Below are 12,724 nucleotides of genomic sequence, written 5' to 3' on the forward strand. Positions count from 1 at the left end.
ACATGAATTTCCAGAACTGGGGCCGTGTCAGTTTTTTGCGGAATTGTTCCTTCCCCGACAGCAATGCCCCGTGAACCTGGAAAATACTCTTCGCCAGATCTACACCAATCATTGTATCCTTCATTTTGCCGTCCTCTCCGTTAGATGGTCTACAGACCACCATCTTGGCACATTGCGATGCCGTCAGGGGAGGGCGGCAACCACCCCATCTTCAGTACCTGGAACAGCACATCGCTGATCCTACCGGCGCCAGCCGGTAGTGGTTCAGTATTTTACGAACATTTTGCGCGGACGATTGCAGAAGGTTTCGGCCGGGCCGGTCTCTTTGATCAGAATGGATTCTGTGATCTCCAGCCCCCAGTCCGACATCCAGAGACCTGGCATGAAGTGGAAGGTCATGCCGGGTTCCAGCAGGGTTTCATCCTCGGCGCGCAGAGAGATGGTGCGTTCGCCCCAGTCGGGCGGATAGCTCAACCCGATTGGATAGCCGCAGCGCGCGCCGCGTTCGATGCCTGCCCGCTCCAGCGGTGCGGCAAGCGCATTGGCGATATCGCAGGCGCGGTTGCCGGCTTTTGCCGCCTCAAGACCCGCCTCTAGCCCCTCGACCAGTGCCTTTTCCGCATCGAGCAGGAATTGCGGTGGTTTGCCGAGAAAGAGTGTGCGGCAAAACGGGGCATGGTAGCGTCGGTAACAGCCTGAAATTTCAAAGAAGGTCGCCTCGCCAGTGGCAAATTCGCGTCCGTTCCATGTCAGGTGGGGGGCCGCAGCGTCAGAGCCAGAGGGCAGAAGAGGCACGATTGCAGGGTAATCGCCCCAGGCCCCGTCAACGCCGCGAATTCCGTCACGAAAGATCTCGGCGACGATTTCATTCTTCGGAATGCCCGGCTCGACCCGTTCAAGCAGACCATCGACGATTTTTTCCGAGATCGCAGCGGCCTTGCGCATAAAGGCAAGTTCTTCTTCGGATTTGACAGTGCGTTGCCAGTTCACAAGCGCGGTCGCGTCGATGAACGTCGCGCCGGGCAGCTCCGTGCGCAGCACTTCCATTGCCTTGGCGGAGAAATAGTAGTTGTCCATTTCTACGCCGATGCGTTTGTCGGCAAGGCCCATCCCGGTGAGGCGTTCCGCGAGGTCCTGCATCGGGTGACGTTCGGTGGATTGCACGTAATTGTCGGCATAGCCCATCACGCGATCATCGGTCATCCAGACGGTACGAACGCCGCCATTGGCATCCTGATTGCGGCCCCACCAGATCGGATCGGCCTCGGGCAGGACGATAACGCCTTGATGGACATAAAACGACCAGCCGTCATATCCGGTCAGCCAGTTCTGGTTTGACGGGTCGGTCACAAAGAGCGCATCAAGCCCTTTGCTTTCCATCGCGGCGCGGGTCTTGGCCAGGCGACGCTGAAATTCTTGCGGTGAAAACGGCAGGTCTTTTTCGATCATGTCATGGTCCATGGCTAAGTTTCACTCCCATACTGGGGGTTTAGCGCCCTGTTGCCCCAAGAAATACGCCATAAAATGTCGTTTTCAGGAAACTGACCCGCGCGCGGTTGACGTTAGGCTATGGCCTGACCCAAGGTATGCCTGAGCCGGAAAAGGAGAGACGAATGCAGCCTGTTTTGGCCGATGTTTATGCTGCGGCGCAGGTTATCCGGGGGCTTGCGGACGGCACGCCACTTGTGCCTTCGCCCTATATGAGCGTGCAGGCGGGTGCGGATTTTCTGCTCAAGCTTGAAAATATGCAACCGATCGGCGCCTTCAAACTGCGCGGTGCGCTGAACGCCGTGGCGGGGGTTGGCGAGGCGGCAGGCGTGACCTGTTGTTCGACTGGCAATCACGGGCGCGGTGTGGCTTATGCGGCGCGCGCCCGTGGCATGCGCGCGGTGATCTGCATGTCGGAGCTGGTGCCGCAGGCCAAGGTCGATGGCATTCGTGCATTGGGCGCCGAAGTGCGCATTATCGGCCAAAGCCAGGATGACGCGCAGGCCGAGGTTGAAAGGCTTGTGCGCGACGAGGGTTTGACCGAAATCTCGCCCTTTGATGACCCCTTGGTGATTGCCGGACAGGCGACCATCGGGCTTGAGATGCTGGCGGCGCGCCCGGATTTGGACACCCTTTTGGTGCCCTTGTCGGGCGGTGGGCTTGCCGCAGGCGTCGCCATGGCCGCCAAGGCGATCAAGCCGGGTATCCGGGTGATTGGCATCACCATGGATCGCGGCGCCGCGATGCATCAGAGCATCAAGGCAGGCAAGCCGGTGGAGGTGGAAGAATACCCAAGCCTTGCCGATTCCCTTGGTGGCGGGATTGGCATGCACAACCGGCTTTCGTTTCCGATGTGCCGTGATCTGCTCGATGACATCGTGCTTGTCAGCGAGGAAGAGATTTATCGCGCCATGCAGGTGCTTTACTACGAGGATCGGATCGTGGCCGAGGGTGCCTGTGTCGTTGGTCTGGCCGCCGTGTTGACCGGCAAGGTCAAACTGACCGGGCCGACCGCCACCATTGTAACGGGTCGCAATCTGGATATGGATATGTTTACCCGCGTGATGACCGGGCAGGATATTCGCCTTGGCGATAAAGTTATTAACGGAGTCAAATATGACACATGATATTCGTGTCGTGACCGAGGCCGAGTTGCGCGGTGTCGTCACGTTGAACAAAGACACCATTCGCGTGATTGAAAAAGCCTTTTCCGCCTTGTCCGATGACGGCGTGATCATGCCGCCGGTGATGTCGATGGAGCTGGCCGATGTGAATGGCGAGGTCGATGTAAAGACCGCCTATATCCCCGGATTTGACGGCTTCGCGATCAAGGTCAGCCCCGGCTTTTTCGACAATCCCAAGCTTGGCCTGCCAAGCCTGAATGGCTTGATGGTGCTGTTTTCGGCCAAAACCGGCATGGTGCAGGCGGTGTTTCTGGACAACGGTTATCTTACCGATTTGCGCACGGCGGCGGCGGGGGCGGTGGCGGCGCACCATCTTGCGCCCGACGTGGTGCATACGGCGGGTGTGATCGGCACCGGTGTTCAGGCGCGGCTTCAGATGAAGGCGGCGCATATCGTGCGCCCGTTTCAGCGTTTGCTGGTCTGGGGGCGTGACGCCGCCCACGCACAGGCCTGCGCCGATGATCTGGCGCGCGATCTGAAATGCGAAGCCCGCGTTGTCGCGCATCCCGGCGATCTTGTGATGGCGAGTCAGCTTGTGGTCACCACAACTCCGGCGCGCGACCCGATTGTCAAGGCGCGTTGGCTTCACCCCGAATTGCACATCACCGCCATGGGATCGGATCAGGACGGCAAGAACGAGATCGAGCCAGAGGCGTTGATCAAGGCGGATCTTTACGTCGCCGACCGGGCTGCGCAGGCCGAAAAGCTTGGCGAATTGCGCAGCGCGATTGCTGCGGGCATTTGGGACAAGGGCACGCCGTCCGAGTTGGGCGATGTCATTACCGGGCGCGCCCGCGGGCGGCGCAGCGACGCCGATATCACCATCGCCGATCTGACCGGCACCGGCGTTCAGGATACGGCGATTGCGACGCATGTGTTCGAGCGGCTCAAGAATGGCACGGTCGGCACCGTGATCTCGGCCTGATCCATGAAACTTGACGCGCGCGATCTGGAAATTCTGCGGGTTCTGGCCGATGAGGGCCGGATCACAAAGGCCGATCTGGCCGCGCGTGTTGGCCTCTCGGCAAGCCCCTGTTGGGAGCGGCTTCGCCGACTTGAAGAGGGTGGCATTATCGAGGGTTACAACGCGCGGATCAGCCTGAAAAAGCTTGGGCCCCATGTGACGGTCTTTGTCGCCGCCGAATTGGCAGATCACACGCCGGCCAGCTTTCAGGCCTTCGAGGCCAGCGTGATGCGCTACGGTGAGGTGACGGCATGTTGGGCGCTTGGCGGCGGGTTTGACTATCTTTTGCAGATCGTGGCCCGCGATATTGACGCCTATCAGCGCCTGATCGACGCCATGCTAGAGGCGCGGATCGGGCTTGCGCGCTATTTCACCTATATTGTGACCAAGCCGGTAAAATCGCCGCGCCTGCCGCCGCTGGATATGTTTGGCGGATGATTCATCTTTTGATGCCCTTATAAAAAGGCGATTAATCTGCAGAGGCGCCCAACTTCAGGCGCAGTTACTTGCCGTACCAGTGCATTCATTGGCGCAAAGGAGGGCAAGGCATGTCAGATTCAGCAAACTGGACCCGTCACGGGATCACCGATACGCGGCTTGTGCGTCACTTTTCCTATGTGAACGGAAAGTGGGTGGCCGGGGACGGCAACGAAACCCTGAGCGTGACCAACCCGGCCGATGGTGCCTTGCTTGGCGAGGTGGCCAGCATGAGCGCGGCACAGGCACGCACGGCGGTGGACGCCGCACAGGAGGCCTTTGCCACCTGGGGCATGACCCTGCCGCAAGAGCGTTCGGCGGTACTGCGCCGGTGGTTCGAGTTGATGATCAAGCACAAGGAAGACCTGGCCCGCATCATGGTGCTTGAACAGGGCAAACCCCTCTCCGAGGCGCGCGGCGAGATCGACTATGCTGCGAGCTTTGTCGACTATTACGCCGAGGAATCAAAGCGCCCGAATATCGAGGGGGTCACGAGCCATCTTCCCGACGCCGAGGTTGAATTGTGGCTTGAGCCGGTGGGCGTTGCCGCCCTCATCACACCGTGGAACTTTCCGGCGGCGATGCTCACACGCAAGGCGGCGGCGGCAATGGCGGCGGGATGCACCGTGGTGGCGCATCCAAGCGGCGAAACCCCCTATTCGGCGCTTGCCCTGGCCGAATTGGCCGAGCGTGCGGGCGTGCCGACGGGGGTGTTCAACGTGGTCACGGGCCATGCCCCCACCGTGGTCGAACCCTGGACCCAAGACGCCCGCGTGCGGGTTCTGTCCTTTACCGGGTCAACCAATATCGGCCAGCTTTTGTATCGCCAATGCGCGGGCACGGTGAAAAAGCTGGTGATGGAACTTGGCGGGCATGCACCGGTGATCGTGTTCAAGGGATCGGATATCGACAGCGCGGTTGCCGAAACCATCAAGGCGAAATTCGCCACCTCGGGGCAGGATTGTCTTGGCGCGAACCGGATTTACGTGGAACGCGCGATTTACGAGCCGTTTTGTGAGCGCTTCATCGCAGTGACCAAAGCGTTGAGCCTGGGGGTCGGGTTGGATGACCCCGACCTTGGCCCGCTGATGAACGAGGCCGCCGTGCAAAAGCAGGAAGAGCAGGTAAAGGACGCGCTTGAACATGGAGCCAGGCTTGGCTGTGGTGGACAACGCGATGCTCTGGGGCCGCTGTTTTATCAGCCGACGGTCTTGACCGATGTGCCCGACGCCGCCGCGATTATGCGTGACGAAACCTTTGGTCCAGTGGCGGCGATCACGCCGTTTGATACCGAGGACGAGGTGATTGCCCGCGCCAATGCCACCGAGTACGGGCTAATCGCCTATCTCCACAGTCTTGATCCGCGCCGGATTTACCGGATGTCGCGGGCGCTTCAATTCGGGATGGTGGCGGTGAACCGCACTAAGGTGACCGGCGCGCCGATTCCCTTTGGTGGGGTCAAGCAATCGGGGTTGGGCCGCGAAGGGGCGCGGCGTGGGATGGAAGAATTTATGGAAATGAAATACGTCTGTCGCGACTGGGCTTAGCCAGACCAAAATCTTGGAAAGATTTTTGTCCGGAAATTTTTGAAATTTCCGGACCCCGACACAAAGGATCGAAAGGAACAAACATGCTGAGAAATGACCAACTGGCGGAGTGGGATCGCGACAACTTTTTCCACCCCTCAACCCATCTGGCGCAATTCGCGCGCGGCGAGCTTACCCATCGGGTGATCAAGACCGGCACCAATTGCCATATCGAGGATCGCGACGGCAACAAGATGCTGGACGCCTTTGCCGGGCTTTACTGTGTCAACGTCGGTTATGGCCGTCAGGATATTGCCGATGCCATCGCCGCGCAGGCCAAGGAGCTTGCCTATTATCACTCATATGTCGGCCATGGCACCGAGGCGAGCATCACTCTTTCAAAGATGATCCTTGATCGTGCGCCTTCGAACATGTCGAAGGTCTATTTCGGCCAGAGCGGATCGGATGCCAACGAGACCAACGTCAAGCTGATCTGGTATTACAACAACATCCTTGGCCGCCCCGAAAAGAAAAAGATCATCAGTCGCTGGCGTGGCTATCACGGCTCGGGTCTTGTGACCGGCTCGCTCACCGGGCTTGAGCTGTTTCACAAGAAATTCGATCTGCCGCTGTCGCAGGTGGTCCATACCGAGGCGCCCTATTATTTCCGCCGCGCCGATCTTGGTCAGTCCGAGGAGCAGTTCACCGCCCATTGCGTGGCCGAGCTTGAGGCGCTGATCGAACGCGAAGGTGCCGACACGATTGCCGCCTTCATCGGCGAGCCGGTTCTTGGCACCGGGGGCATCGTGCCGCCGCCCGCAGGCTATTGGGCCGCGATCCAGGAGGTTCTAAAGAAGCACGATATCCTGCTTGTGGTGGACGAGGTCGTTACCGGCTTTGGCCGCCTTGGCACGATGTTCGGCTCCGATCACTATGGGCTTGAGGCCGACCTTATCACCATCGCAAAGGGCCTGACCTCGGCCTATGCGCCGCTCTCGGGGTCGATTGTCGGCGAGAAGATGTGGAAAGTGCTTGAACAGGGCACCGATGAAAACGGCCCGATTGGCCATGGCTGGACCTATTCGGCGCATCCGATTGGTGCGGCGGCGGGTGTTGCCAACCTCAAGCTTCTGGATGAACTCGACCTGATTGCCAACAACCGTGATGTCGGTAGCTACCTCAACAAGACCATGACCGAGGCGCTTGGCGATCACGCCAATGTCGGCGAGGTCCGGGGTGAGGGCATGCTCTGCGCGGTCGAGTTCGTGAAAGACCGCGACAGCCGCACCTTCTTTGATGCCGCAGACAAGATCGGCCCACAGGTTGCCGCCGCTCTTGGCGCAGACGCGGTGATTGCCCGCGCCATGCCGCAGGGCGATATCCTTGGATTCGCGCCGCCCTTCTGTCTGACCCGTGCCGAGGCCGATGAGGTGGTCACCAAGACCGCCAAAGCCGTCAAAACGGTTCTTGGCTAGACTGAGTCTCTTGCAAAGAATGGGCCGGGGTTCGCGTTAAAGATGTGCGTGCCCCGGTCGAATATCCGCGAGTCACGGGAAAATCGTCTTTTATTGTTCCAGATATGGTCGTTTTGACCTGCGGTGGTCGGATTCCGGAAAAAAGTGACGCAATCGACTTGCAACAAAGGGCGATTGTCGTTTTAGTTTCGACCGAACGCGGGGGACTCCGCGAAATAATAACAGGGAGCCGAACTTGGCCAATACTGGGAACAACGATGCATTCGTTGCTTTTGAACGCGTGCAAAAGAGCTATGACGGCGAGACTTTGGTCGTCAAGGATCTGAACCTTTCCTTGCCCAAGGGCGAATTTCTGACAATGCTTGGGCCCTCCGGGTCTGGCAAGACCACCTGCCTGATGATGCTGGCCGGATTCGAGACCGCCACCCATGGCGAGATCAAGCTTGACGGGATCAGCATCAACAACATCCCGCCGCACAAACGCGGCATTGGCATGGTGTTTCAGAACTATGCGCTTTTCCCGCACATGACGATTGCCGAGAACCTCAGCTTTCCGCTTGAGGTGCGCAAGATCGGCAAGTCCGACCGCGAGGCCAAGGTCAAGCGCGCGCTTGAGATGGTCGAGATGGGCGCCTTTGGCGGGCGTCGTCCGGCACAGTTGTCCGGTGGTCAGCAACAGCGCGTCGCGCTTGCCCGCGCCTTGGTGTTCGAACCCGAACTGGTCTTGATGGACGAACCGCTTGGCGCGCTCGACAAGCAGCTGCGCGAAAAGATGCAATTCGAGATCACCCACCTTGCGCACGAGCTTGGCATTACCACGGTTTACGTGACCCACGACCAGACCGAGGCGCTGACCATGTCAGACCGGGTTGCCGTGTTCAACGATGGCCGCATTCAACAGCTGGCCCCGCCGGATGAGCTTTATGAAAGCCCGCAAAACAGTTTCGTGGCCCAGTTCATCGGCGAGAACAACACGCTTGCCGGCACCGTTCAAGAGATTAAGGGCGGCCGCGCTCTTGTGAAGCTCGACAATGGCGACGTGATTGATGCCACGCCGGTGAACGTTGAAAAGGCGGGCGATCGCACGCTGATTTCGATCCGCCCCGAGCGGGTTGAGTTCAACCGCGACCGCCTTAGCCCTGATGCCCATACACTCAAGGCCGAAGTGGCCGAGTTTATCTATATGGGGGATATCTTCCGCACGCGCCTCAAGGTGGCCGGGCGTGACGATTTCATCATCAAAACCCGCAATGCCCCCGATCAACGCCGCCTGAAACCGGGCGAGATGATCGAGATCGGCTGGCTTGCAGAAGATTGCCGGGCGCTGGATGCGCCAGACGCATAACCTTATTCGCGTCGTGCCTCATGGGGCGCGGCGCGGGTTGAGCGAGGCCTTCGGAAGTTTTACCCGTAGCACGGGGGCCCATTTACAGAACAACGGGACTAAGAATAAACTGGGAGTATGTTTATGAAACTCACGAAAACTCTGCTTGCTACCACGGCTCTCACAGTCGTTGCAGGCACAGCGGTGACTGCACAGGATATGGCCGACAGCATGACGCTTGTATCCTGGGGTGGTGCCTATCAGGCGAGCCAGAACAAGGCCTATGTCGATCCTTACCTTGCGAACAACGCAGGCGTCAGCGCAACCTGGGACGAGAGCTCGGCCGAGGCCGTTGCCAAGCTCCGCGCGATGAACGAAGCCGGCAACGTCACCTGGGATCTGGTCGACGTAGTTGCGTCCGACGCCATGCGTCTGTGCGACGAAGGTCTGGCGATGGAGCTTGACCACGACGAAGATCTGGCCGCCGCGCCCGATGGCACCTCTGCCAGCGACGACTTTGGCGATCTGATCGTCAGCGATTGCTTCGTGCCGCAAATCGTTTACTCGACCACATTCGGCTATCGTACCGATCTCGTGCCTGCGGGTGTAGAGCCCCCGACCAGCGTTTGCGACGTGTTCGACCTTGCCAAGTACCCCGGCAAGCGGTCGCTGCAAAAGCGCCCGATCGACAACATGGAATGGGCTCTGTACTGCGATGGCGTCGCCAAGGAAGACATCTATCCGACCCTTGGTACAGATGCCGGTGTAGAGAAGGCTCTGGCCAAGCTCGACACCATCAAGGATCAGGTTGTCTGGTGGTCGGCCGGTGCCGAAACGCCCCAGCTTCTGGCCGATGGCGAAGTGTTCATGGGCTCGACCTACAACGGTCGTCTGTTCTCGGCGATTGCCGAGCAGGGTCAGCCGATTGCCATGATGTGGGATATGCAGTCGTTCGATCTTGACGGCTGGATCGTTCCCGCTGGTCTGCCCGCGGACCGTCTGGCGCGCGTGATGGACTTCCTCAAGTTCGCCACCGACACTCAGCGTCTTGCAGATCAGGCCGCCTATATCTCGTACGGCCCGGCACGCGCGTCTTCGGCGCCGCTGGTTGGCAAGCACGCGGATCTGGGCATCGACATGGCGCCGCATATGCCGACCGATCCGGCAAACGCGTCGAATGTGCACATCTATGACTACGAATGGTGGGCAGACAACCGTGACGATCTGGATGCAAAATTCCAGGCGTGGCTGGTGCAATAAGTCTTGCCAACACAAACAGGAGGGGGCCGGATCGGCCCCTTCCACCCCATGCCGGGCAAAAGACCCGGTTTTTATAAACACTACTGTCCGACGGGGATGACATGAGCGATACAACCCACACCGGCCCGGTTCTTGCCGCGGATGGCACGCCGCTGAAACGCAGCCTGCGACGCGCCCTTCGAGCGCAGAAATTGCGGGCCCTGGCGCTTATTGCGCCGCTGCTGCTCTTTGTGCTGCTGACGTTCATCGCGCCCATTGCGGACATGTTGTTTCGCTCGGTCGAAAACCAGATCACCGGAAAAACCCTGCCGATGACGGTGGAAGAGCTGCGCGATTGGGATGGCACCGGCACGCCGGACGAGAGGGTTTATCGTGCGCTGTTCTTTGACCTGTTCTTTGCCGCCGAAGGCAAGGAGCACACCAAGCTTGGGTCGCGTCTGAACTATGAGGAAAGCGGTATCTCCTCGATGTTCCGCACCACCGGCCGTGATGTTGATGACATGGGCAAGGTTTACCAGAAAGCCTTCAAGAAACTGAACCCGGCCTTTGACGAGGGCGCATTCTGGTATGAGATGATGTCCGGAGGCCAGGGGGCCGAGGGTAACACAAAGCTTTTGTCGAACCAGATCGGGCGTCTCGAAATGCTCGAAACCACGACGTTCAAAGGTGAGATCGGCTTTGTTCCCGGCGCCGAGATTTACAAAATCCTGCCCAACACCACGCGGGCCTATACCGCTTTTGCCGCCTTTACCTTTTTCATGAAGAACGATGTCGTTGCCGAAGAAGACCCGTGGGAGGCCGTCTATCCGGCGCTTGCGCTTGACCTTGCCGAGCCCGCCACGGTGGCGGCGCTTGCAGATTATCAGGGCCCCGGCGCACAGGAATTGCGCGATGCCGCCGCCCAGATCGACACCCTTCCTCCGGTTGACATGAAGGCCGCCTTTGCCGAGAGCAACAAGGACTGGCTTCGCACCGAATACTGGCAGGTGATCAAGGCCTATTCACCGCCCTATACCACCGGCTATTTCCTCAATGCCATTGATATGGAAAAAACGCCGAATGGCATCGCCCTGCGGTCCGAGGACGAGCGGATTTATGGCATCCTGTTCAAGCGCACGATGTTCATGTCGATGGTGATCACCTTTAGCTGTATCGCGCTTGGCTATCCGATTGCCTGGATCATGGCGAACCTGCCGGCGCGCTCGGCCAACCTGTTGATGATCCTTGTTCTGCTGCCATTCTGGACATCGCTTCTGGTGCGAACCAGTGCCTGGAAAATCATGCTGCAACAACAGGGGGTGATCAACGATGTGCTGGTCTGGCTTGGGCTTGTGGCCGATGAAAGTCGGCTTGTGATGATCAACAACCAGTTCGGCACGATCGTCGCGATGACGCATATCCTTTTGCCCTTCATGATCCTGCCGATGTATTCGGTGATGCAGACCATCCCGCAGACCTATCTGCGCGCGGCCAAATCGCTTGGGGCCAATAACTGGACAGCGTTCTGGCGGGTCTATTTCCCGCAATCTGTGCCGGGCATCGGCGCGGGCAGCATTCTCGTGTTCATCCTCGCGATCGGCTATTACATCACGCCCGAAATCGTCGGCGGCACCACCGGGACGTTCATTTCGAACCGGATCGCCTATCACATTTCGTCATCGCTCAACTGGGGTCTTGGCGCTGCTTTGGGCTCTATCCTGCTCGCGGTGGTGATGGTTCTCTACTACGCCTACGACAAGATCGTCGGCATCGACAACGTGAAGCTGGGGTAAAGAAAAATGAGCGGATTCACTCTTACACCGGTTGAAACGAAACCCCTGTCCTTCACCTTGCCGATGGTCGGCGCGGCGGGGGCCTTTGCGGGGCTGTTTGTCGGTACGGCGCATGGCTCTGGCCTTATGGGCATCGTGATTGGCGCAATCGCCTTGATGGCGCTTTCCCTGATCGCGCTCAGGGTGCTTGGCCTTGGCATGGAAAAGACCACTCGCATGGGAATGATCGTCCTCTTTATCGTGGTGGGATGGCTTGTGGCCGGGCTTCCGGGGTTGGTGCTTGGCGCGCTGTCCGGATGGTTCTTTTCCTGGTTCATCTTCTGGATCGGCGAAGGCCGGTATCGCGCCAACCTTGCGCCCTATCTGACCTCTGGTCAGGTGCTCTGGCATTATACCTTCCGGGTCATCTGCGGCACGATCTTTGTCTTTCTGATCACACCCATTCTTGTGGTCATGCCGCTTAGCTTCAACGCCCAGGATTTCTTTACCTTCACGCCCGAAATGTTGCGGTTTGATCCCGCCGGTTACAGCCTCAAGCATTATGAGGATTTCTTCACCTCGACCGGCTGGCAGCAGGCGCTGCGCAATTCGCTGGCCATCGCACCGATGGCGACGGTCCTGTCGGTGGGCTTTGGCACGCTGGCGGCAATCGGCCTTAGCCAGCCGCATGTGCCGTTCCGCCGCGCCATTATGGCGATCCTGATTTCACCGATGATCGTTCCGCTGATCATCTCGGCGGCGGGCATGTACTTTTTCTATAGCCGCGTTGGCCTGCAGGGCACCTATATGGGTGTTGTTCTGGCGCATGCCGCGCTTGGCATTCCCTTCGTGATCATCACCGTGACCGCGACGCTTGTGGGCTTTGACCGCTCGCTAACACGTGCGGCGGCGAATATGGGCGCTGATCCCCTGACCACCTTCTTCCGGGTACAGATGCCTCTGATCCTGCCCGGCGTGATCTCTGGCGGGTTGTTTGCCTTTATCACTTCGTTTGACGAGGTTGTCGTGGTGCTTTTCGTCGGCTCGGCCAATCAGCAAACCCTGCCTTGGCGGATGTTCACCGGCCTGCGCGAACAGATCAGCCCGACCATCCTTGCGGTTGCGACCATCCTTGTGGTGATCTCGATCTGTCTGCTGACCACGCTGGAATACCTGCGCCGCCGCTCCGAGCGTCTGCGCGGGCTTAGCCCGGGCTAAGCGGTCCAACCTGATAGAACACAAAGGGCGCCCCCAACCGGGCGCCCTTTTGCTTTG

At 59.2% G+C, this 12,724-nt stretch carries 10 protein-coding genes and 1 pseudogene; 9 read left to right on the plus strand and 2 right to left on the minus strand.

Annotation, left to right across the window (positions count from 1 at the left end):
• Together ROG8370_RS21380 and doeA are read right to left on the minus strand one after the other, a co-directional pair.
• A pseudogene (locus ROG8370_RS21380) lies at nt 1–124 on the minus strand (IS110 family RNA-guided transposase); the annotation flags it as partial.
• A gap of 140 nt (nt 125–264) precedes the next feature.
• Nucleotides 265–1,449, minus strand: coding sequence for an ectoine hydrolase DoeA (doeA, locus tag ROG8370_RS03900; protein WP_085825882.1), 1,185 nt, complete (start codon nt 1,447–1,449; stop codon nt 265–267).
• A gap of 164 nt (nt 1,450–1,613) precedes the next feature.
• On the opposite strand from doeA, the gene eutB reads away from it, so the two are divergent.
• From eutB to ROG8370_RS03945, 9 genes are all read left to right on the plus strand, one after another.
• A complete protein-coding gene (eutB, locus tag ROG8370_RS03905) occupies nt 1,614–2,615 on the plus strand; it encodes a hydroxyectoine utilization dehydratase EutB (RefSeq protein WP_085825774.1) in 1,002 nt (333 codons plus the stop codon).
• Nucleotides 2,605–3,597 (plus strand): cyclodeaminase, encoded by a 993-nt coding sequence (locus ROG8370_RS03910; protein ID WP_085825775.1) that lies wholly within the window; start codon nt 2,605–2,607, stop codon nt 3,595–3,597. Before eutB ends, ROG8370_RS03910 begins: the two co-directional genes overlap by 11 nt.
• 3 nt (nt 3,598–3,600) lie before the next feature.
• A complete protein-coding gene (locus ROG8370_RS03915; RefSeq protein WP_085825776.1) occupies nt 3,601–4,074 on the plus strand; it encodes an Lrp/AsnC family transcriptional regulator in 474 nt (157 codons plus the stop codon).
• Nucleotides 4,075–4,184: 110 nt separating this feature from the next.
• Entirely contained in the window at nt 4,185–5,660 is a 1,476-nt protein-coding gene (locus ROG8370_RS03920; RefSeq protein ID WP_085825777.1) for an NAD-dependent succinate-semialdehyde dehydrogenase, read from the plus strand.
• Nucleotides 5,661–5,743: 83 nt separating this feature from the next.
• Nucleotides 5,744–7,114, plus strand: a complete 1,371-nt coding sequence (locus ROG8370_RS03925) for an aspartate aminotransferase family protein (RefSeq protein ID WP_085825778.1) — start codon at nt 5,744–5,746, stop codon at nt 7,112–7,114.
• 235 nt (nt 7,115–7,349) lie between these two features.
• The gene (locus tag ROG8370_RS03930) at nt 7,350–8,459 is read left to right on the plus strand and encodes an ABC transporter ATP-binding protein (RefSeq protein WP_085825779.1); all 1,110 of its coding nucleotides are present in this window, start codon (nt 7,350–7,352) and stop codon (nt 8,457–8,459) included.
• A gap of 123 nt (nt 8,460–8,582) precedes the next feature.
• Entirely contained in the window at nt 8,583–9,698 is a 1,116-nt protein-coding gene (locus tag ROG8370_RS03935) for an extracellular solute-binding protein (protein WP_170925178.1), read from the plus strand.
• A 101-nt stretch (nt 9,699–9,799) separates the two neighbouring features.
• Nucleotides 9,800–11,470: an ABC transporter permease gene (locus ROG8370_RS03940; RefSeq protein WP_085825781.1), complete on the plus strand. Its 1,671-nt coding sequence runs from the start codon at nt 9,800–9,802 to the stop codon at nt 11,468–11,470.
• Between the two features lie 6 nt (nt 11,471–11,476).
• Entirely contained in the window at nt 11,477–12,667 is a 1,191-nt protein-coding gene (locus ROG8370_RS03945) for an ABC transporter permease (RefSeq protein ID WP_085825782.1), read from the plus strand.
• Nucleotides 12,668–12,724 lie beyond the last annotated feature (57 nt).

This window comes from Roseovarius gaetbuli, assembly GCF_900172365.1.
GTDB lineage: Bacteria > Pseudomonadota > Alphaproteobacteria > Rhodobacterales > Rhodobacteraceae > Roseovarius > Roseovarius gaetbuli.

What these genes read in the sequence shown, in the direction of transcription:
- doeA (WP_085825882.1), bottom strand. Translation starts at nt 1,449, where the DNA reads ATGATCGAAAAAGACCTGCCGTTTTCACCGCAAGAATTTCAGCGTCGC.
- eutB (WP_085825774.1), top strand. Translation starts at nt 1,614, where the DNA reads ATGCAGCCTGTTTTGGCCGATGTTTATGCTGCGGCGCAGGTTATCCGG.
- ROG8370_RS03910 (WP_085825775.1), top strand. Translation starts at nt 2,605, where the DNA reads ATGACACATGATATTCGTGTCGTGACCGAGGCCGAGTTGCGCGGTGTC.
- ROG8370_RS03915 (WP_085825776.1), top strand. Translation starts at nt 3,601, where the DNA reads ATGAAACTTGACGCGCGCGATCTGGAAATTCTGCGGGTTCTGGCCGAT.
- ROG8370_RS03920 (WP_085825777.1), top strand. Translation starts at nt 4,185, where the DNA reads ATGTCAGATTCAGCAAACTGGACCCGTCACGGGATCACCGATACGCGG.
- ROG8370_RS03925 (WP_085825778.1), top strand. Translation starts at nt 5,744, where the DNA reads ATGCTGAGAAATGACCAACTGGCGGAGTGGGATCGCGACAACTTTTTC.
- ROG8370_RS03935 (WP_170925178.1), top strand. Translation starts at nt 8,583, where the DNA reads ATGAAACTCACGAAAACTCTGCTTGCTACCACGGCTCTCACAGTCGTT.
- ROG8370_RS03940 (WP_085825781.1), top strand. Translation starts at nt 9,800, where the DNA reads ATGAGCGATACAACCCACACCGGCCCGGTTCTTGCCGCGGATGGCACG.
- ROG8370_RS03945 (WP_085825782.1), top strand. Translation starts at nt 11,477, where the DNA reads ATGAGCGGATTCACTCTTACACCGGTTGAAACGAAACCCCTGTCCTTC.